Annotated in this window: 15 protein-coding genes; 9 read left to right on the top strand and 6 right to left on the bottom strand. The window is 46.6% G+C overall.

The genetic code is table 11. From position 1 onward, the window contains the following. Window positions 1–34 precede the first annotated feature (34 nt). Window positions 35–3,658 carry an EAL domain-containing protein gene (locus KXJ80_RS02840; protein WP_218737959.1) on the bottom strand — a complete coding sequence of 1,208 codons (3,624 nt, stop codon included), beginning with the start codon at window positions 3,656–3,658 and terminating at the stop codon, window positions 35–37. Window positions 3,659–4,282: 624 nt separating this feature from the next. On the opposite strand from KXJ80_RS02840, the gene KXJ80_RS02835 reads away from it, so the two are divergent. The 6 genes from KXJ80_RS02835 to cyoE all read left to right on the top strand — a co-directional run bounded on the left by KXJ80_RS02835 (window position 4,283) and on the right by cyoE (window position 9,712). Further along, window positions 4,283–4,603 carry a hypothetical protein gene (locus tag KXJ80_RS02835; RefSeq protein WP_089068811.1) on the top strand — a complete coding sequence of 107 codons (321 nt, stop codon included), beginning with the start codon at window positions 4,283–4,285 and terminating at the stop codon, window positions 4,601–4,603. A gap of 189 nt (window positions 4,604–4,792) precedes the next feature. After that, a complete protein-coding gene (gene cyoA / locus KXJ80_RS02830; RefSeq protein WP_218737764.1) occupies window positions 4,793–5,821 on the top strand; it encodes a ubiquinol oxidase subunit II in 1,029 nt (342 codons plus the stop codon). A gap of 2 nt (window positions 5,822–5,823) precedes the next feature. Next, window positions 5,824–7,803 (top strand): cytochrome o ubiquinol oxidase subunit I, encoded by a 1,980-nt coding sequence (cyoB, locus tag KXJ80_RS02825; RefSeq protein WP_218737763.1) that lies wholly within the window; start codon window positions 5,824–5,826, stop codon window positions 7,801–7,803. Between the two features lies 1 nt (window position 7,804). Beyond that, window positions 7,805–8,425 carry a cytochrome o ubiquinol oxidase subunit III gene (gene cyoC / locus KXJ80_RS02820; protein WP_218737762.1) on the top strand — a complete coding sequence of 207 codons (621 nt, stop codon included), beginning with the start codon at window positions 7,805–7,807 and terminating at the stop codon, window positions 8,423–8,425. Beyond that, window positions 8,425–8,766, top strand: coding sequence for a cytochrome o ubiquinol oxidase subunit IV (gene cyoD / locus KXJ80_RS02815; protein ID WP_023266130.1), 342 nt, complete (start codon window positions 8,425–8,427; stop codon window positions 8,764–8,766). The genes cyoC and cyoD overlap by 1 nt, the downstream gene beginning before the upstream one ends. A gap of 13 nt (window positions 8,767–8,779) precedes the next feature. Further along, window positions 8,780–9,712, top strand: coding sequence for a heme o synthase (gene cyoE, locus KXJ80_RS02810; protein WP_218737761.1), 933 nt, complete (start codon window positions 8,780–8,782; stop codon window positions 9,710–9,712). Window positions 9,713–9,841: 129 nt separating this feature from the next. Here the strand turns inward: cyoE and KXJ80_RS02805 are convergent, their stop codons facing one another. Further along, window positions 9,842–10,414 carry a hypothetical protein gene (locus KXJ80_RS02805; protein WP_144345335.1) on the bottom strand — a complete coding sequence of 191 codons (573 nt, stop codon included), beginning with the start codon at window positions 10,412–10,414 and terminating at the stop codon, window positions 9,842–9,844. Between the two features lie 112 nt (window positions 10,415–10,526). Continuing rightward, window positions 10,527–11,279 carry a class I SAM-dependent methyltransferase gene (locus KXJ80_RS02800; protein WP_218737760.1) on the bottom strand — a complete coding sequence of 251 codons (753 nt, stop codon included), beginning with the start codon at window positions 11,277–11,279 and terminating at the stop codon, window positions 10,527–10,529. A gap of 265 nt (window positions 11,280–11,544) precedes the next feature. Here KXJ80_RS02800 and KXJ80_RS02795 point away from each other — a divergent pair, with 265 nt between their 5' ends. Together KXJ80_RS02795 and KXJ80_RS02790 are read left to right on the top strand one after the other, a co-directional pair. Further along, window positions 11,545–13,809, top strand: coding sequence for a GGDEF domain-containing phosphodiesterase (locus KXJ80_RS02795; RefSeq protein WP_259474523.1), 2,265 nt, complete (start codon window positions 11,545–11,547; stop codon window positions 13,807–13,809). 92 nt (window positions 13,810–13,901) lie between these two features. After that, a complete protein-coding gene (locus KXJ80_RS02790) occupies window positions 13,902–14,747 on the top strand; it encodes a 23S rRNA (adenine(2030)-N(6))-methyltransferase RlmJ (RefSeq protein ID WP_055648535.1) in 846 nt (281 codons plus the stop codon). A gap of 111 nt (window positions 14,748–14,858) precedes the next feature. Here KXJ80_RS02790 and KXJ80_RS02785 read toward each other — a convergent pair whose 3' ends face one another. From KXJ80_RS02785 to KXJ80_RS02775, 3 genes are read right to left on the bottom strand one after another with little or no spacing between them, the layout of a single operon-like run. Next, window positions 14,859–15,581 (bottom strand): lytic transglycosylase domain-containing protein, encoded by a 723-nt coding sequence (locus KXJ80_RS02785; RefSeq protein WP_037423814.1) that lies wholly within the window; start codon window positions 15,579–15,581, stop codon window positions 14,859–14,861. Then, a complete protein-coding gene (locus KXJ80_RS02780) occupies window positions 15,581–16,609 on the bottom strand; it encodes a DUF3137 domain-containing protein (protein ID WP_218737758.1) in 1,029 nt (342 codons plus the stop codon). The genes KXJ80_RS02785 and KXJ80_RS02780 overlap by 1 nt, the downstream gene beginning before the upstream one ends. Before the next feature lie 48 nt (window positions 16,610–16,657). Next, window positions 16,658–17,224: a LemA family protein gene (locus tag KXJ80_RS02775; protein ID WP_037423819.1), complete on the bottom strand. Its 567-nt coding sequence runs from the start codon at window positions 17,222–17,224 to the stop codon at window positions 16,658–16,660. Window positions 17,225–17,700: 476 nt separating this feature from the next. On the opposite strand from KXJ80_RS02775, the gene KXJ80_RS02770 reads away from it, so the two are divergent. After that, complete coding sequence (locus KXJ80_RS02770) at window positions 17,701–19,308, top strand: AbgT family transporter (RefSeq protein ID WP_256930987.1); 1,608 nt, start codon at window positions 17,701–17,703, stop codon at window positions 19,306–19,308. Window position 19,309: the final 1 nt, after the last annotated feature.

The raw sequence follows: 19,309 nt of genomic DNA, 5'->3' as shown, positions 1-19,309 counted from the left end.
ACTCAAGTATAGTGCTAAATGGATAAAAAACGGCCTAAAAATTGCGTTCAATAAAACGCAAACAATCATCTGCAGATAAGGGTTTACTGAAATAATATCCCTGCACCAGATCGCAACCCATGCTCGAGAGCAACACCAGTTGTGCCTCGTTTTCCACTCCTTCAGCCACCACGGTTAACCCTAACTCATGGGACATCGAAATCGTGGCCGCGCTGATTGCCGCATCGTTTGGATCATTTTCAATATCCTTGACAAAGGAACGGTCGAGCTTAAGCCGATCTAAGGGCAGCAACTTCAAGTACGAGAGTGACGAATAGCCGGTGCCAAAATCATCAATAGCCAATTCAATCCCATATTGACGCAACTCGGCCAGCAACTTGGCATTTTGCTCAGGATACTGCATGGCGACACTTTCAGTGATCTCAAGCTCCAATGCTCCCTTGCCAAGATCATATTGAGCTAACACATTGATAATATCAGCAACTATGGTCTCTTTACGCAGCTGATGCGCCGACAGATTAACCGCCATTCGCAAGTCTTTCGCGCCTTTTTTACGCCACTGCGCCAGTTGTGCTAGTGCTTGCTCTAATACCCATTGGCCGATGGGGATAATCATGTCGATCTCCTCGGCAATAGGAATAAAGCGATCGGGAGCAACCAATCCCAATTCGGGATGCTGCCAGCGGATCAACGCCTCAACACTCACCATTTGTCCGGTGTTGATATCGATCTGCGGCTGATAATGCAGCAGTAACTCATCACGGGCAATGGCTTGCCTGAGCCCAGTTTCAATTTGCTGGCGCTCAGTCACTAAGGTATTCATTGCAGCGGTGAAAAACTGATAGTTGTTTCGCCCCGCCGCCTTGGCGCGGTACATGGCCATATCGGCATTTTTCATCAATGCCTCAACACTGTCACCATCGGTTGGGAACAGGCTGATGCCTATGCTAGGTGATGAATGTAAGGGCTTGTTATCTATGATGTAGACTTGATTCAGACCGCTGCGCAAGGCTTCCGCCACCTTAGCGACGCTATCGTGATTCGTATCGGACAACACCACGACAAATTCATCACCGCCTAAGCGCGCGACGATATCGTCACTGCTTACAATACTCTTTAAGCGCCGCGCCACTTCGAGCAACAACATATCGCCGACATGATGTCCCAGGGTGTCGTTAATATTTTTGAAATGATCCATATCGATAAACATTACGGCAATCTGGGTTTGGCTGACAAAAGCCTCCTGAAAAACCATCTCCAAACGCGATTGCAGACTCAAACGATTCGGTAGCAAAGTTAAGGAATCATGATGCGCTAAGAAGTGAATGCGTTCCTCATTCACTTTGCGTTCGCTGATATCGGTAAAACTGCCGATGTAATGGCTGATTGCCCCAGTTTCGTCGCGAACCACAGACATCATCAGCCATTTCGGGAAATCATAGCCATCTTTGTGGCGATCCCACACTTCTCCTTGCCAAAATCCCGTTTGCTCAAGCGCAGCTCGCACTTGAGCATCAATGTTTTTATCGGTTCGAGCGGCTTCAATAAAACGACAGTTTTTACCTATGATTTCATCCCTTGAGTAACCAGTAATTTGGCTAAAGGCGCTATTAACATCCACGATGACATCATTGGCATCGATAATAGTGATACCTTCCCCACTTTGCTGGAATACCTGTGCCAACAAGTTAACTCGGGCAATAGTGCGCTCTTGCGCGGTAATATCTTCCACAATAAACAGGATAAGCGGCTCACCATTAGCTGCGGCCACTAAGGAGCCATTCAGTCTGACGGCCACTAGCTGTCCGTCTTTATGCCGATAGTGCTTCTGATAAGGACCATAACGGCGTGTTTGCTTGAGGCGTTCGAGCTGCTCAGCCTCAGTCACTTGGTAACGAATCGGGGTAAGATCCCAAGGATCAAGCGCCTGAAGCTCCTCAAGTGTGTAGCCCGTAATTTCAGTAAATGCTTGGTTAATGGCGACAAAGTGCCCATCCTCAAGACGTTTTAACACATGGCCAACGGGTGCCTTATCGAATAGGTTACGGTATTTTTCTTCGCTCTCAACGAGGGTGGCTTGAAATGCTTGATTACGCGCAATCTCCTTCGAAAGTGCCATAGTTTTTTCTGCCACTTTATCCGCAATCCGATGACGCTCACCGGAAGAGATTAATGTCACACCACTCACAACGGCACAGGTGATAAAGGCTAAAAGTAATAGCAACAGTGACAGACTGTAAGATTCACCCATCAGTTGAGCATACGACTCGTAAATAACAATATGCCATTGCCTATCGGCAAGCGTTAAGTGGGCCTGATAGTATTGGCCTGTTTTATCGCTATGTAACTTACCAGAAAAGGTAGGAAATTCTTTCTGACTATTCGCATAGAGCAAGGCTCCATCAGCACTCATATCCGTTAGCCGCCAATGCAAACCTTTTACCTGTTCGACTTTATTGATGATGCTTTGGATATCGATCACCGCCGAACAAAATCCTTTAATGTTACCGACGCGATCGAAAGAAGGCACCAATAGTAGCGTGCCTCCAAGGCCATGAGGATCTTCAGCTAATTGGATTTTGCCTGTGATCACCGGCGCAAGCGTTGATCTCCCTTTTGCTATGGCTGCCGCCCTCGCAGACTCGCTGTTGAGATCTAATCCAAGTACGGCACGACTGCTATACATAGGTTGCACATACTTAACAGGCACAAGCCAGCCGTCGGCGTTTGGTTTGCCCCCCTCTAAATATTTGATATTGAAAGGTCGCCCCAGCTCAGCTGTGGTTGCAGACTCAAAACTCTGTTTATCGCTCGCCGCAACCAATGGTGACCAAGCCCAAGCCTTAAAGCCATCTAATTGGAGTCGATTACGTTTACCGAACTGAATAAATTCATCTTCCGTGACTATTTCACTGTTATCAAACAGGCTGGCAAGGGCAACTAATTGTTGTAGATTGGTTCCCTGAAAAGTTTCCACACTACTGATAATCGCATTGGATTGAATTTGAAACTTATCCTGCAGTTGCTGCCGCTGGTTCATATCTGCGTAATAATAAATCCCCACGCAAAGTAAAAAACCAATCACCAAAGGTAGTCCTGTTTGAATCCGCCTTGAGCGCCAAATGGGTCGCCGATCAAACACTAATATGGTTAGCGGGATAAAAATGACCGCTCCAAGGAAATCGCCCATCCACCAATTGAGCATACTGGTAACGAGATCCGAACTTGGAATCATGCCGTAAACTGCAAGTGCAGCATTACCCAATAGAGAGGCAATAATACAACCAGCACTGAGACTAGCCATTGATTTTATAACAGTTTCTGGTTTATCAAAGGTCAGTAAAGGATCGATGTATCGAATAATTCGAGCAGAAATAATGGTCTGTAGTAACGTGCCCAAGGCAATACTGACGGGCAACCAACCGAGATGTAGTTGCCCACCAATATTAATATTAATCAGCAATGCCCCTATAAAAACCCCAATCCAAGGCGCATATGCTTTCCATAAAAGACAAGCAGCGATTGCGATCCCTGCCGCGGGCCAAATTGCCGCAGAATATCCGGGAGGTAAGGCAATCATCAAACCCATTTTACCGACAATAAAGTAGGCTAAGGCTATGAATAAATTGACCTTAAAATAATGCGCAAATGCGTTGATATTTAATCCCTTGTATTAATTGGGTTGATAATCAGAATGGGCCCATAATGCCTTAATCTGCAAATCAATCTCAAGAGTAGTCAAACCGTTAGCTCATTGGGAGTTGAAAGCCAAAGCGGTACCATGATGTAAAAATTATTTTTACGCTGTCTAACCAGTTAAACTGCCACAAAACACCCTAGGGTGATAGCTACGCTTTATTGTAGGATTCAGCATTGAATATCGGCAAGGCATCACTAAAATCAGAAACTATAAACAACCAACTCGGCAAATAAGCGCGCTAAACGACTCACAGTGAAGCCAAGACATTTGCATATCTTCATCACATTTTCCACACAGAATGTGAGTGAAATCAGTTTGTATTTAGTTAAATATGTAACCATTATGTTTAATTTTGGTTTAAATTAAGGTTTTTTTAATGCAAAAGCCCTTTTGTGACCTAGATCTACTTTCAATCAATCCCCGCTTCTTGTTATCCTCCCGCCCGCACAAAAAAGTTGCAGCTTGAATTTTTATTCAGCCAACAATTTCCTCTCGTTTAGCCGGACCTGTTAATTGAAATTCGCACTCAGCCAATTTATCGCTGAAGGATTGAATCTCGTAGCGAGGTTCTCCCACTTCAGTATGACAAACTTAGCCCTGATCTTCGGGTTACTGTTTGTGCTGCCCGCTGCTGACTTAGTGTCGGTGATGGTCGGTGGCTGTATCGACATAGGTGAGTTAATCACCCTGAGCGATGGATTTTTAATCGAGTTTTTCGGCGCCACGCTGCTGAGCATTTTGCTGCTCAACCCCCAGATTATTAAGCAATTGTGGAATCTGTTCGACAATGGCTTCAAGTTTTTCAACAGCTTAGATTTAACTAATGCTGCCCAGTTTTTAGCACCCCCAAGGCTAAAATCCCTCGAGCACCTTGCGCACGGTTGTCGCGCCCCACCATTGTAACTCTCTGTTTTAAAATTCAAATTTAGCATTAAGCGCTGAAAGTCGATCCTCAATCTTGCATTGGGGTGGCAGGCATTTTTTGTGCCGCGCTCGAGCCACTTTCGGATTTGCCTTCGGATAACGCCGCTCAATGCTACTGCCAATCTCTCTGGGCAGAGTTGTAAACCTTAGGGTTAGAGGAATCTTCCTTTGTTAATTCGAAATTTAAGTAAAGTAGCATTCGCGGCGATAGCCCTGATGCTCGCAGGCTGTGATGGCGGCGTATTGGATCCCAAGGGCCAGATCGGTGTCGATGAAAAGCACCTGATCATCATCGCTACCCTACTCATGCTGATTGTGGTTATCCCCGTGATCTTCATGACTTTGTTCTTCGCATGGAAATATCGCGATGGCCGAGATCATGAGGTTTACGCCCCTAAATGGTCCCATTCAAGCGCGATTGAAACCGTGGTTTGGATTGTGCCTATTGTGATCGTATTGATTTTGGGCGTGATCACTTGGGGTTCAACCCATGATCTCGACCCTTACAAACCACTCGAACACGAGGCCAAGCCAATTACGGTTGAAGTGGTTTCTATGGACTGGAAATGGTTGTTTATCTATCCAGAACAATGTGTTGCATCGGTAAACGAACTGGCTTTCCCAGCGAACGTACCAGTGAACTTTAAGATCACCTCTGATACCGCTATGAACTCTTTCTTTATCCCGCAATTAGGTAGCCAAATCTACTCAATGGCTGGGATGACGACTAAGTTGCACCTGATTGCCAACGAACCCGGTACCTATGACGGTATTTCCGCTAACTATAGCGGCGCAGGTTTTGCGGGCATGAAATTTAAAGCCATTGCCACGCCAACGGCGGCCGACTTCGATGCTTGGGTAGCCAAGGCAAAACAACAGGCGACTAAGACCTTAGACTCTGCGACTTACCAAGCCTTAGCACAGAAGAGTGAAAACAATCCTGTTGAATACTTTGGCTCAGTTAGTCACGGCATGTTCGATCAAATCGTTATGCAATACATGCACATGGACTCAAACGAGCACATGGCAGGCCATGAAGGTATGGAACACATGAGTGCCGACCACAATATGGCTGGCATGCACCACGATATGGCGCATATGGCGAGCGAACAGAAGATGGCCGACATGGAAAGCTCAACCCATTCTGACACTTCATCAACAGAACACTCATCCACTCACCCAGTGGAGGCGGAGTAATCATGTCTTTTCTCGGTAAATTAAGCTTAGATGCGATCCCGTATCATGAGCCTATCATCATGGTGACCCTTGCGGTTGTTGCCGTGATAGGCCTGTACGTCGCAGCCTTGATCACTAAACACAAAAAATGGGGCGTGCTTTGGCACGACTGGTTAACCTCGGTTGACCATAAACGCCTAGGTATCATGTACATAGTGCTTGCCTTCATCATGTTGATCCGCGGTTTTTCCGACGCCATCATGATGCGTACCCAGCAGGCTCTGGCCACCAATGGCGCCGCAGGTTATCTGCCGCCAGAACATTACGACCAAATCTTCACTGCCCACGGCGTGATCATGATTATCTTTATGGCGATGCCATTTATGATCGGTCTAATGAACTTAGTGCTGCCACTGCAAATTGGTGCCCGCGACGTTGCCTTCCCCTTCTTGAACAACCTCAGCTTCTGGCTTACCGCCTCGGGAGCCGTGCTGATCAATATTTCATTAGGTTTAGGTGAATTCGCCCGTACCGGTTGGGTAGCTTACCCGCCGTTGTCTGAGCTGGCTTACAGTCCGGGGGTTGGGGTCGATTACTATATCTGGGCACTGCAGATTTCGGGGATAGGGACAACCTTAACCGGGGTCAACTTTATCGCGACTGTGCTTAAGATGCGCGCGCCAGGCATGAAGCTGATGCAAATGCCCATCTTCACTTGGACTTGTACTTGGGCCAACATCCTGATCGTGGCGTCGTTCCCAATCCTGACCGCGGTTTTAGCACTGTTAACACTCGATCGCTACATGGGTTTCCACTTCTTCACCAATGATGGTGGTGGTAACGCCATGATGTATATCAACCTGTTCTGGGCTTGGGGTCACCCTGAAGTGTACATCCTGATTTTACCTGCGTTCGGTATCTTCTCGGATGTGATTTCAACCTTTACCTCTAAGCGTCTGTTCGGCTATTCCTCAATGGTATGGGCCAGTGGCGCGATTTCGATCCTCGGTTTTATCGTGTGGTTACACCACTTCTTTACTATGGGCTCGAGCGCCAACGTCAACGCCTTCTTCGGTGTGATGACCATGGTGATTGCGGTCCCGACTGGGGTAAAACTGTTTAACTGGTTGTTCACCATTTACCGCGGCCGCCTGCGCTTAACTGTGCCAGTGCTGTGGACCTTAGGCTTTATGGTGACTTTCACCATTGGTGGTATGACGGGCGTGTTATTGGCCGTACCTGGTGCCGACTACGTACTGCACAACAGCTTGTTCCTGATCGCTCACTTCCATAACACCATTATCGGTGGTGCCGTATTCGGTTACTTAGCTGGTTTTGCTTACTGGTTCCCAAAAGCGACGGGTTTCCACTTAAATGAGCGTTTAGGTAAAGCGTCATTCTGGTGCTGGCAAATTGGTTTCTATGTGGCCTTTATGCCGCTGTATGTACTCGGTTTTATGGGTATGACTCGCCGTATCAACCACATTGATAACCCAGCATGGAACATGTGGATCTATATCGCTGCCGTGGGTGCTTGCATCATCATGGTCGGTATCATTCTGCAATTCGTGCAACTGTACGTAAGTATCCGTGACCGCGACCAAAACCGTGACACCACTGGCGACCCATGGAATGGCCACACGCTGGAATGGTCAACCGCATCACCACCACAGTTCTACAACTTTGCTAAGTTGCCACAAGTGTCTGATATCGATGCCTTTACCGATGCGAAAGAAAAAGGCACCGCCTATCAACGCCAAAAACACTATCAGCCAATCCATATGCCGAAAAATACCCCAAGCGGTATCTTAATGGCGCTGGGCATTACTGCCGCTGGTTTTGCTGCGATTTGGCACATTCTGTGGCTCGCGATTGTGGGCATGGTGGGCGCGTTTATCGTGTTCTTATTCCGTGCTTATAACAACGATGTCGACTATTACGTTCAACCCGATGAAGTGGCACGCATTGAAAATGCTCACTTAAACAATGTAGTAAGGGGCTGATATGAGTGTTGCAATCCCAGCTGATTTAGAAGTTGCTCACGCCGAGGAGCACCACGAGCACCATGACACGGGTGGCAACACCCTGTTTGGTTTTTGGCTCTACCTGATGACCGACTGCATCCTGTTTGCATCCGTATTCGCCACCTACGCCGTGCTCTATATGAACACCGACGGCGGTGTATCGGGTAAAGACATTTTTGAACTGAACTTTGTGCTGATCGAAACCGCAGCCCTGCTGCTCAGTAGTATTACCTATGGCTTTGCCTTGATTTTCGCTAAGCGCCACAACAAGGCGGCAACCCTCACTTGGTTAGCCATTACCTTTGCACTGGGCTGTGTGTTTATCGGCATGGAAGTCTATGAGTTCCATCACCTGATCGAACATGGCAACGGCCCACAACGCAGCGCCTTCCTGTCATCTTTCTTCACCTTAGTGGGCATGCACGGCTTGCACGTGACCGCAGGGTTAATTTGGATGGCAATCATGATGATTGAAGTCGCCAAAACGGGCTTAGGCAACCGCAGCATCACTCGCCTGAGCTGCTTAAGCTTGTTCTGGCATTTCCTCGACATAGTGTGGATTTGCGTATTTACCGTTGTGTACTTATTGGGAGCATTGTAATGGGCGCACATACTCATTCGCATGATCATAGCCATGGCGCAGACGATCTGGCCGCCAGCATCAAGTCCTACTTAGTCGGTTTTGTGCTATCAGTGGTGTTAACTGCCATCCCATTCTGGGCGGTAATGACCCATCACTTCGAGCAATCGACGACGCTTGCCATCGTCGTTGTCACGGCACTGGTGCAGATTTTGGTACACCTTAAGTACTTCCTGCACTTGGACTTCTCTAAGGAAGGCAAGATCAACACCTTCTCCTTCCTATTTACCGCACTGATCATCGTGATGGTGGTTGGCTTGTCGGTATGGATCATTCTCGAAGCTAACGCTTTGATGATGTAACGAGACACAGCAAATGAACACACAAGCTAGATTGACATCGACGCAATGGAAAGCACGCTTCAAAGGGTATGTACAGGTAACTAAGCCTGGCATCATTTTCGGGAATCTGATTTCCGTTGCTGGCGGCTTCCTATTGGCCGCGAAGGGCGATGTGGATCTGGTCTTGATGCTGGCAAGCTTAGTGGGATTATCCTTAGTCGTCGCCTCAGGCTGTGCGATTAATAACTGTATTGACCGTGACATTGACGCCAAAATGCAGCGCACCTGCAAACGCGTCACCGTCACGGGCGAAATTCCCCTAAGCCATGTCTTGCTGTTTGGCATCGCCTTAGGCGTGCTTGGATTTAGCATCTTAGCTCTGTTCACTAATGCCTTAGCCCTGCTGTTTGCCGCTATTGGCTATGTCGTTTATGTCGGGATTTATAGCCTCTATATGAAGCGAAACTCGGTTTACGGCACCTTAGTCGGCAGCTTTTCGGGCGCAGTACCGCCCGTGGTGGGCTATTGCAGCGTAACGGGGCAAATGGATATGGGCGCAGTGATTTTATTGCTGATGTTCAGCCTCTGGCAGATGCCACACTCCTACGCCATCGCGATTTTCCGCTTTAATGACTATGCAGCCGCGAAGATCCCCGTGCTGCCAGTCGCCGAAGGGATGGCCAAGGCGAAGCACCATATAGTGCTCTATATTGCAGTGTTCGCCTTGGTCAGCACTATGCTGCCACTCGCAGGTTACACAGGCACCGCCTTTATGGCCGTGACCTGTGCCACCAGCCTCTGGTGGCTAACTATGGCCCTCAAAGGTTATCGTCAAGATGTGGATATGCCACGTTGGGCCAGACAAGTGTTTGGTTTTTCAATTATTACCATCACAGCACTCAGTGTAACCATGGCGCTGGATTTTCAAGCGGTCAGTCAAACCCCACTGTTTACCTTAGTGCGATAAACATAACCTTTATTCAAAAACAAAAGCGCTAACCTAGGTTAGCGCTTTTTTATTTGAACACTTTTGAAAGCACCATGCAGTTTCAAGGAAAAGCAGAGTCGCAGGGCTTATACACAGACTTTATGATGTCTATTTGCAGATCTCAGTGATCAGTTGATAGTTTGGATCCTCGGTCTTAACAAAATTACCTTTATCCTCAACAATATCAAACAGTTTAATTGTGCACTGATCTTTTCCGTTAATCTTATCCACAAAATACTGAGCTTCATAATTTGCTCCAGCCTTGGGCGTAAAACTGACTTTTTTCACACAATAGGTATAACCATCAATTCGCGTGTTAGCGCCGTCAACCCATACACCTGCAAAATAGAAAGAAAGTGGTACTCCAGCCTCTACTTTTAACTCAGTTTGTTGCTTTTCATGGACATCTGAACGATACAACGGCATCCCGATTTTCCGGCCTGCTTGGCGATTTGCCAATAAATTCGCCTTCATACCTAATACAGCAATTTCACCACCTGGAATGAAATTATGCTTGATACAACCTTCAGTGTTATCAATCCATACCGACGTATTAGCGCTGTCAGTCGATAAAACACGAAGCGAGGCAGTTTCTTTTTCTGGCGCAACTTTATAGCCGCTAGTTGCACAAGCCGTTAAAACTGAGGACATTAATAAGACAGATATTGTCTTTAACTTCATAATATTTCCTTTTATATAAAGCACAGATAAGATTGTGCAATCTGCCAAGAAAGCACAAAAATAGTCACATCAAATAGTTAAATAATTCAATCGAATAAAAAACGAATGAAATTCACGACTTCATTGCCGATTTTATATATACATCGAAGCGGTTTTTCTTAGTTTCGATAACCATGCTGGGCTTAACGCCGGCGAGGTCTTCGGCATAATCGGGGCGCTTCACCACTACACGCTTACTGGCTAGGGCCATGGCGGGGGCGAGCAAACCATCGGCGTCAAGATCCGCGCCGACTAAGGTTTGGAAGACTCGCATTTCTTTTTTTACTAAGGCTGATTTGTCACGGTGGGGGTACATAGGGTCGAGGTAGACGACATCGACCTCTTGCTCCAATTTTGCGAGTGCTTCGAGGCTGGAACCATGGAAAAGCTGCATACGTTCACGCATCCAGTCGCCGATTTCGGCATCTTGATAGGCGCGGCGTAGGCCGTCTTCTAATAATGCGGCCACTACAGGATGGCGCTCTACCATAGTCACGGTGCAGCCTAAACTTGCCAGCACAAAGGCATCGCGGCCGAGACCCGCAGTACCATCGACCACTTTTGGCGTAACGCCCTGCTTTAACCCAACAGCCTTGGCAATCGACTGACCACGACCGCCACCAAACTTGCGTCTATGGGCAACCGCGCCTGCCACAAAATCCACCACTATGCCATCGAGCTTAGGCTCATCACGCTTATGTAGCGTCAAGGTGTCTGATTCAAAACGCAACTCAAATGGCGCATCGACATCAAAAACCAGTTGCCAGCGGGCACAAATGTCCACAAGTGTTGGAAATTGCTGATTAAAAAAGACTGGAATAGGCAAAGGGATCACTGTTTAACGGGTAGAAATTGCGGCCATTATGCCAAAGAACCGCCTTGATGAACATGCAAGCAAATCACCTTGTTTGCGAGTATTAAGTTGTTGGTCAATTTGTCTAACTGCTCCTATAAAAACTCAAACATCAATCACAATGTAATTGACTGATTTATAATGGAAGAAATCTATTTATGTAACAAATTAGCGATTTATGTTATATGTCTTATTCCCAGTCAACCTTAGCGACTTCCGTATGGAATAAGGACATTTTTTGCTTAACTGGCTGAAAGGTTTTTTGTTTATCAGAGAGCAAGACTTTTTAAACCCTGATAGAACCATATTAAAAACCAGTTTATTGCGGATTATTTTGCTAAGTGGTGCAGTATTGACCACCAGCATAGTGCTGCACAGTTCATTGATCGCATATGAACTCAACCTCAGTTTTATTATTGGCATTACGGTCAGTTTTTTAACTGTGCTATTTCTTGCGCTATGGTTTACCCGTCGATGTTTACTGGCGAGTTCAATCAGTTTGCTGGTCATGGTGGTTGCAGCCTGTTTGTCTATCTTGTTGTTTGTACCTAATTTCAATTTGTCGCAGGCGGGTATTACTTTTCTGTATACGCTGCCGCTGATGGCGCTTTTTCTGTTTGGCAGAAAAGTCGCCTGCTGGATGATGTGCTTCAATGTGTTGCCTTTTTTATTATTGCTGCGTAACCAAAACCTCCCGCCCCTTGTCGATGTGGATATTAGCCTGCCCGCAACTCACGCCTATCTAAACGGGTTACTGTTTATGTTTTTTAATATCTGTATCCCCTTATCGGCAATGCGGCTGTTAAAAACCCAAAAAATCCATGCACAGCAGATGATTAAGCATCAAAAGGCACTGCAACATACCTTAGATCAATATGCTGAGATTTTTGAGAATAATGGCACAGCGTCTTTCTTCTGTAATGAGGATGGGGTGATTCTCAACCTAAATAATGCGGCAAAGAACATTGCTGCCGATATCACACTCAATAGCACTCGCCTATGTGACATTTTTGATTTAACTGAAGATGCCAGCGTCAATTTACTCGCCGCGTCATTTCAGACCCGTTTAAAAAACAACCAAAGCAATCGATATCTCCTGCAAAAAGCCTCATTGGAGCACCACGATACCTTGTTATTTCACTGTCACGATATCACGGCGCAAACCAATCATGCGCTTGAATTAACTCGACTTAAAAAGCACCATATCAGCACTCATTATTATGATTTAGTCACGGGTTTACCCAACGAGAACCATTGGTATAACCCCGCTCCAAGCGCGACTCATCAAGCAATGACCGTCGCCTTAGTTAAGATAGATAATCTCAGCCAAATCAATGCAGCATTTGGGATCAGCGTTGGTGATGCGATCCTAAAAGCCTTTGCCTTAGAACTGAAAGAACGTGTCGGCCATCAGGCCAAAATATACCGCTTTAGGGGCGCATCCTTTGCCCTAGAATTCACCGAACTACCGTTAATCTCCCCAGAGACGCTTGCACAACAATTACGGCAACGCATACCAACCAGTTTAAAACTGAAGCAAGAACAGCAGATTGAATATCATCTCGAATGTCGAATAGGTTGCTGTTCAGGTAATAAATCCGCGCCGCAGCAAGCCGCCGAGCAATGCTTAATTGCCATCAAACAAACCACCCAAGCTAACCCTGTCATGGTGTATTACGTTGGTTTGATTAACAATTTACTTGAGGCCTCCTCGCAAGAAAGTAAAATCCGCGATGCGTTAAAACACAACCGTCTTGAAATGTGGTTACAGCCTAAAGTGATGGCTGATGGCCATATCATTAGCTTTGAAGCGCTCGCCAGAATGTTCGATAAAGACGGCAGCATGATCATGCCAAGCACCTTTATCCCCATTATAGAGTCGTCACAATTACAGGCGATTTTTGCGATGAAAGTGCTTAGACAGTTACTCCAATTGATCCGCTCTTGGCCAAAAAATGTCCCTATGGTCAGGATAGCTTTCAACTTGTCAGGGCAAGATATACTGTCGGATCGCTTCTTTAAAGTCTTGATCCAAACCTATATGAATCATCCTGAACTCATCCCATTATTAGAAATTGAAATTACAGAAACTTCAGTATTTTCAACATATAAAGAAACTGGCAGACGTTTAAACACTCTTGCTCGTATGGGCGTATCCATTGCGATTGACGATTTTGGCACTGGCCATGCGTCACTAAGCCAGTTAATCGATATCAGTGCCGACACCATTAAGATCGACCGTTACTTTGTGAGTCAGCTAGGTATTAGCGAGCGCCATACTCAAATTGTCAACGCCGCAATTTTATTAGCTAAAAGTTTAAACCTGAATGTCATTGCAGAGGGGATCGAAACCGAAACGCAATTAATGCAACTGACCGCACTAGGGTGTGAACAGTTTCAAGGTTACTTATTTGGTAAACCCGCCCCTGCTGGGCTTTGGCTAAAAACCTTCCAGATGCAAACCCCTTCACATTGGCTCACCCATAAAAAACGGGCAAAGTGAGGCATTAATTTTACGCCATAGGGCATCCTAGGTATAATTGCCGACATGCATTTGCCTCCCTTTGCTTTGTTTGCAAATAACTAGGATCCCCCATGTTAAGTTACCGTCACGGTTATCACGCCGGCAATTATGCCGATGTGCTGAAACACGCTATGTTGCTGCAAACCTTGCAGTTAATGCATAAAAAAGACAAACCGCTCGTGTATATCGACACCCATGCGGGTGCAGGCGGTTATGCGTTAACGGATGAGTTTGCCCAAAAGACAGGTGAATATCTCGACGGGGTAGCAAAACTGTGGGACAAAACCGATCTGCCCAAATCCTTGCAAGATTATATAGATGCGGTGCGTCATTTTAATGAAGACAATCCAGAAGAACTGAACTTTTACCCAGGTTCGCCAGCCTTTATCGATATGGATCTTGGGCCAAAGGATCGTATGCTGCTACACGAGCTGCACGGTACCGATCATCTGCTACTGGATGAGTATTTCGAACAAGATAAGCAAGTTAAAGTGATTAAAGGCGATGGCTTAAAAGGGCTGATTGCCGCAGTACCGCCACTAGAGCGCCGCGCACTGGTACTTGTTGACCCCAGTTATGAGATTAAGACCGACTATCAAACAGTGGCCGACACGTTAATCAAGGCGCACAAACGCTTTGCCACGGGCGTATTTATGCTCTGGTATCCGGTAGTCAACCGCGCGCAAACAGAAGAAATGCTCTCCCGCTTAGCCACTAGCGGTATTAAGCGCCAACTGCGTATCGAGCAAGCCATCAAGCCCGATTCTAACGAGTTTGGCATGACAGCCGCAGGACTATGGGTGATCAATCCACCTTGGCAACTGGATGAAATTGCAACCGAAGTGCTCGATTACTTAGGTAAAACCTTAGGCCAAGCAGATGGTCATGTCAGCGTAAAATGGGAAGTTGGCGAATAAGCTCAGCCAGATTGGCTTCAACATTATGAAGCTGCAACATAGCGCAGCGGATACTTTACTTGTCCCGCTGCGTTTGTTGTTAAAGCAGAATATCGATAGTTACAGCGAACCTTATACCTTAGTGCTGCGGTAACGCTTGAGCAGAATTTGCACCCGTTCTACGTAGGCTTGGGTTTCTGGATAGGGCGGAATACCGTTGTACTGAGTCACAGTTGTAGGCCCAGCATTATAGGCCGCACAGGCCAGCGCAATATCCCCATTGAACTGTTTTAGCATTTGCGCCAAATACTTACTGCCACCGAGAATATTCTCCTCTGGCAAAAAAGCATTAGTCACACCCATCTCTTTGGCGGTTTCGGGCATCAATTGCATTAACCCCATAGCCCCCGAGCGGGATATCGCTCTAGCATTAAATGCTGACTCAGCATGGATAACCGCACGGATAAGTGCAGGATCTAACCTATGTTTATGGGCCGCGCGGCTGATTAAACTCTCGTAATTACGGGTAAACAACCGAATACCATTCCAATCGATAGTCGAGTCTGGGCGACAAGCAAAGCAATCGTACAGTAGGATCTGGTAGTCGCTGCTCGATGGCGCTTTATCGGTAAAAACCGTTACGCCATTGGCCTGTTGATATTGATAAACCTTAAATTTTTCTTGGCCTTCCGCGCTGACGATGCCACTGTCAGAATAGCGCGCCACAATGCGCGGCTTAGTCGGTTTGACCTCTTCGGCGAACACGGTTGCAAAGCTCCCCCAAGTTAACAATAAGCCGAGCCCATATAGCGCAATCGACTTAAGGTAAGTAGGTGGTTGGTGCATTGCTATCATCAAAGTCCCGTGTATTCGTTTAGTTTAAGTATTTCAATAATAGCAAAGAGTTGCTTCATCTCACGGTTTAACTGGCTAAATTCTGTCGAAAAATTCGCAGTATCAAAGATAGAGCGCATTTGGAAACGACTCCTACGATTGGGCAAAAATAGGATCAGCCGGTTGCGAAAGAAAGCACATTGGATATCACCAGCAAAGACCTTTGCCAGTTGCTGTAATCGCTCCATAAAAGCGGTGTTGAGCAAATAACGTGATTCAATTTGATCTGTTGAAAACACATCAAACTCTTTTTCAAACAATGGGTCTTCTAGTCGCACTCTTTGCAGCCCCGAATGACTGTCGGATAAGAAATTTGCCAGCCCACCGCGATCCTTTAATACCACGGTATGGCCGATAAACTGCTTGTGACTACTGAGCTCGACCACTGTGCCGCGAAAACGGGTTTCAGTGCGGGTTACGGTTCTGCGTTTATTACCGTCCCACTCTTCCACTCGCACATCTTTGGTCAGGGTTAACTCATTGACGATTAGTTCTACCCCTTTGTATTGACCGTGAATATAGTCACCAAAACTCACCTTGTCGTAATGAGGTAAGACTTTTGCCGCCGAGAGCCGATTCATATCAAGGCGCATCTCGCGATTGTAGATAAAGTCTTCACCAAAATACTTAAACATGATGGGATAGATTTCTTGCTGCACTTGACGCGTAAACTGCCTTGTCGGGGTAAAACTCCAAAAACCTAATAGCAGTAGTGCAATTATTGGTAGCGGAAACAACACCAGCCCACGGCTATGTCCCAATATCGTTAATAGTACGAGACCCGCAACAATCACTAAACTGAGATACAAGCGTTGACGTGTTGCCTTCAGGCTGGCTACGCGCTTGGTTTCATAACGGGCAGCAAGCGGTGCAAGGTGGGAATCATAATACTGTTGCAGCGATTCCCTATCCGCAGGCTCTGCAGACAGTTTTACCGTCTGTCGCTGTGCCTTAATGGGACTACCTAAGATAAAGGTGAGTATATTCATTGAGATCGTTATTTTACGGGGGCATTTTGCCCCCGCAAATATTAAAGATTACAGATAATCTGCGGCGTCTATTGGTGCTTTAGATGCCTCACTGACTTCATAAAATGGCATCACTTTAATCTTAGCCATTGACGCAATAATCGACCCGGGAAAAATTTCAACGGCTGTATTTAACTCCGATACCGCTGAGTTATAGAAACGACGAGCCGCCGAAATATGTGCTTCGACCTCGTTATAGGTTTGCATGGCTTCAAGCATAGTGTTGTCGGACTTCAGCTCGGGATAGTTTTCAACATTAACCATCAAGGTAGCCATTTTGTCGTTTAATTGCTCGGCTTGTGCAATATGCTCTTTAACCGCATTGGGGTCAGTCTTGTTGTAATGACGGGTTAATTGCGTGCGTAGCTCAGTAATTTCAGTGAGCAATGACTTTTCATGATCCATAAATCGCTTGGCGATTTTGAGGATATTGGGCACGAGATCGGCGCGTTTAGCCAACTGCACATCGATCCCCGACAGAGCCTCAAGGGCGGTATTGCGTTTTTTGACTAGGCTGACATACCAAAGATAGGTCACGATAAAAATCAGCGCTAATCCCAGTAACAGTTTGTCCATCTTCCATCCTTAGTGTTTATTATTGTTTTTAATGGCTACAGCTAACCATAAATAAGCAAGAATTTCATCTAAAGCGTTAGCTAGCGCAATGAAATGTTATCTTTTACTGCACAGGTAAGAGCATCTGACCCAAGATTTTTTGTGACAAGATTAAACCCGAATTGATTGAAAACATTCAGCTTGGATACAGAAAAACTAAGCTATAGTTAATTTGCACAACGTTTAGAGCAACCTTTTTGCTCGTGAATACTGGACTCCCCGTGAGTCCATTTTTTTATCCAAAATCTGCCTACATACTGCTCTAGCCACATTTAAGTTTTATTTAAAGCACAAGCATCATACTTTTCGGCCAATTTTTCACTTTTACCTTAGCGTTAATCCAATCACTTGAGCGAGAGGCTCCTCAGCCAAGTCACGCCGCATCGATTCAGCTCACGGATAAAAAATGCGCTAGCAAAGGTCGACAGAGGCAAGGCATGAGTTTGAAATCCAATCATATTCCCATAAAGACACCGCCCCCACATGACATCAGCTCAAGTGGCTGGTTTCTACGCTTTCTGAATATTGTCGAACGGTTAGGTAATTTATTGCCACATCCTATTACCCTGTTTGCTCTATTTTGTGTCGCCGTGATTCTGGTGTCTGGCATTGCTGGTTACTTTGAGTTGACGGTGGCCGATCCACGCCCCGAGGGCGCGCACGGCCGAGGTGCCGATGGACTTATCCATGTGGTCAGCCTGATGAATGCCGAAGGCTTGCGGATGATAGTGTCCAACTTAGTCACTAACTTTACCGGTTTTACCCCCTTGGGCACGGTTCTGGTTGCCCTACTGGGTGTGGGTATCGCCGAGCGTTCAGGACTATTATCCGCCGCCATGCGTGCACTCGTCATGGGTGCATCTAAGCGTTTAGTGACAGTGACTATCGTGTTTGCGGGGATTATGTCAAACACCGCGGCAGAGCTAGGGTATGTGGTATTAATTCCCATGGCGGCGATGATTTTTCATTCCTTAGGCCGTCATCCGTTAGCAGGCTTAGCCGCCGCATTTGCAGGAGTATCAGGGGGATACAGCGCAAATCTATTGCTCGGTACTGTCGATCCACTGTTATCGGGCATAACTGAAGCGGCGGCGCGGATGATCGACCCCGACTACAACGTCGGCCCTGAGGTTAACTGGTACTTTATGTTTGTCTCGACCTTTGTGATCACTTTCCTCGGCGCCTTTGTAACCGAGAAAATTGTCGAGCCCAAACTGGGCAAGTATCAGGGCGATGATGCCGATGAAACCGTGCATCAATCCATGGGCAATGTCACTGAGTTGGAAAAACGCGGCCTCAAGTGGGCGGGGTTATCTATGCTGGTGCTAGCGGTAATCCTTGCGCTGTCAGTCGTGCCAGAGGGTGCACCACTGCGCGATCCTAAAACCGGTCTGGTTTCGGGCTCACCCTTCCTCAAAGGCATCGTCGCCTTTATCTTTATCTGTTTTGCGATCCCGGGTTTTGTCTACGGCAAGGTCGTTGGCAGCATTAAAAACGATAAAGACGTTATCAATGCCATGTCGCACAGTATGAGTACAATGGGACTGTATATTGTACTGGTGTTCTTTGCGGCACAATTTGTGGCCTTCTTTAACTGGAGTAATCTCGGCGCCGTGTTAGCCGTGCTGGGCGCAGATGCCTTGCAATCCATAGGGTTAACTGGGCCAATCCTGTTCCTGTTTTTTATTATGCTGTGCGGTTTTATCAACCTAATGCTGGGCAGTGCTTCAGCACAGTGGGCCATTACCGCGCCCATTTTTGTGCCCATGCTGATGTTAGTTGGCTATGCGCCCGAAACCATTCAAGCGGCCTACCGTATTGGGGATTCGGTAACTAACTTAATCACGCCAATGATGAGTTATTTCGGATTGATTTTAGCGGTGGCCTGTCGCTATAAGAAAAACCTCGGCATAGGCACACTGATCGCCACTATGTTGCCTTATACCTTAGTGTTCTTCATCGGCTGGACGGCGTTTTTCTTTCTGTGGGTATTCGGTTTTGGTTTACCAGTAGGGCCAGGGGCAGCAACTTACTATACGCCTTAGG

Source organism: Shewanella xiamenensis, from assembly GCF_024971755.1.
GTDB lineage: Bacteria > Pseudomonadota > Gammaproteobacteria > Enterobacterales > Shewanellaceae > Shewanella > Shewanella xiamenensis.
This window is presented reverse-complemented; position numbering and strand designations above follow the sequence as displayed.

Excerpts from the sequence above, each read along its gene's own strand:
- cyoD (WP_023266130.1), top strand. The coding sequence starts at position 8,425 with ATGGGCGCACATACTCATTCGCATGATCATAGCCATGGCGCAGACGAT.
- KXJ80_RS02780 (WP_218737758.1), bottom strand. The coding sequence starts at position 16,609 with ATGAATATACTCACCTTTATCTTAGGTAGTCCCATTAAGGCACAGCGA.
- cyoE (WP_218737761.1), top strand. The coding sequence starts at position 8,780 with ATGAACACACAAGCTAGATTGACATCGACGCAATGGAAAGCACGCTTC.
- KXJ80_RS02790 (WP_055648535.1), top strand. The coding sequence starts at position 13,902 with ATGTTAAGTTACCGTCACGGTTATCACGCCGGCAATTATGCCGATGTG.
- KXJ80_RS02785 (WP_037423814.1), bottom strand. The coding sequence starts at position 15,581 with ATGATAGCAATGCACCAACCACCTACTTACCTTAAGTCGATTGCGCTA.
- KXJ80_RS02775 (WP_037423819.1), bottom strand. The coding sequence starts at position 17,224 with ATGGACAAACTGTTACTGGGATTAGCGCTGATTTTTATCGTGACCTAT.
- KXJ80_RS02835 (WP_089068811.1), top strand. The coding sequence starts at position 4,283 with ATGACAAACTTAGCCCTGATCTTCGGGTTACTGTTTGTGCTGCCCGCT.
- cyoC (WP_218737762.1), top strand. The coding sequence starts at position 7,805 with ATGAGTGTTGCAATCCCAGCTGATTTAGAAGTTGCTCACGCCGAGGAG.
- KXJ80_RS02805 (WP_144345335.1), bottom strand. The coding sequence starts at position 10,414 with ATGAAGTTAAAGACAATATCTGTCTTATTAATGTCCTCAGTTTTAACG.
- cyoB (WP_218737763.1), top strand. The coding sequence starts at position 5,824 with ATGTCTTTTCTCGGTAAATTAAGCTTAGATGCGATCCCGTATCATGAG.
- KXJ80_RS02770 (WP_256930987.1), top strand. The coding sequence starts at position 17,701 with ATGAGTTTGAAATCCAATCATATTCCCATAAAGACACCGCCCCCACAT.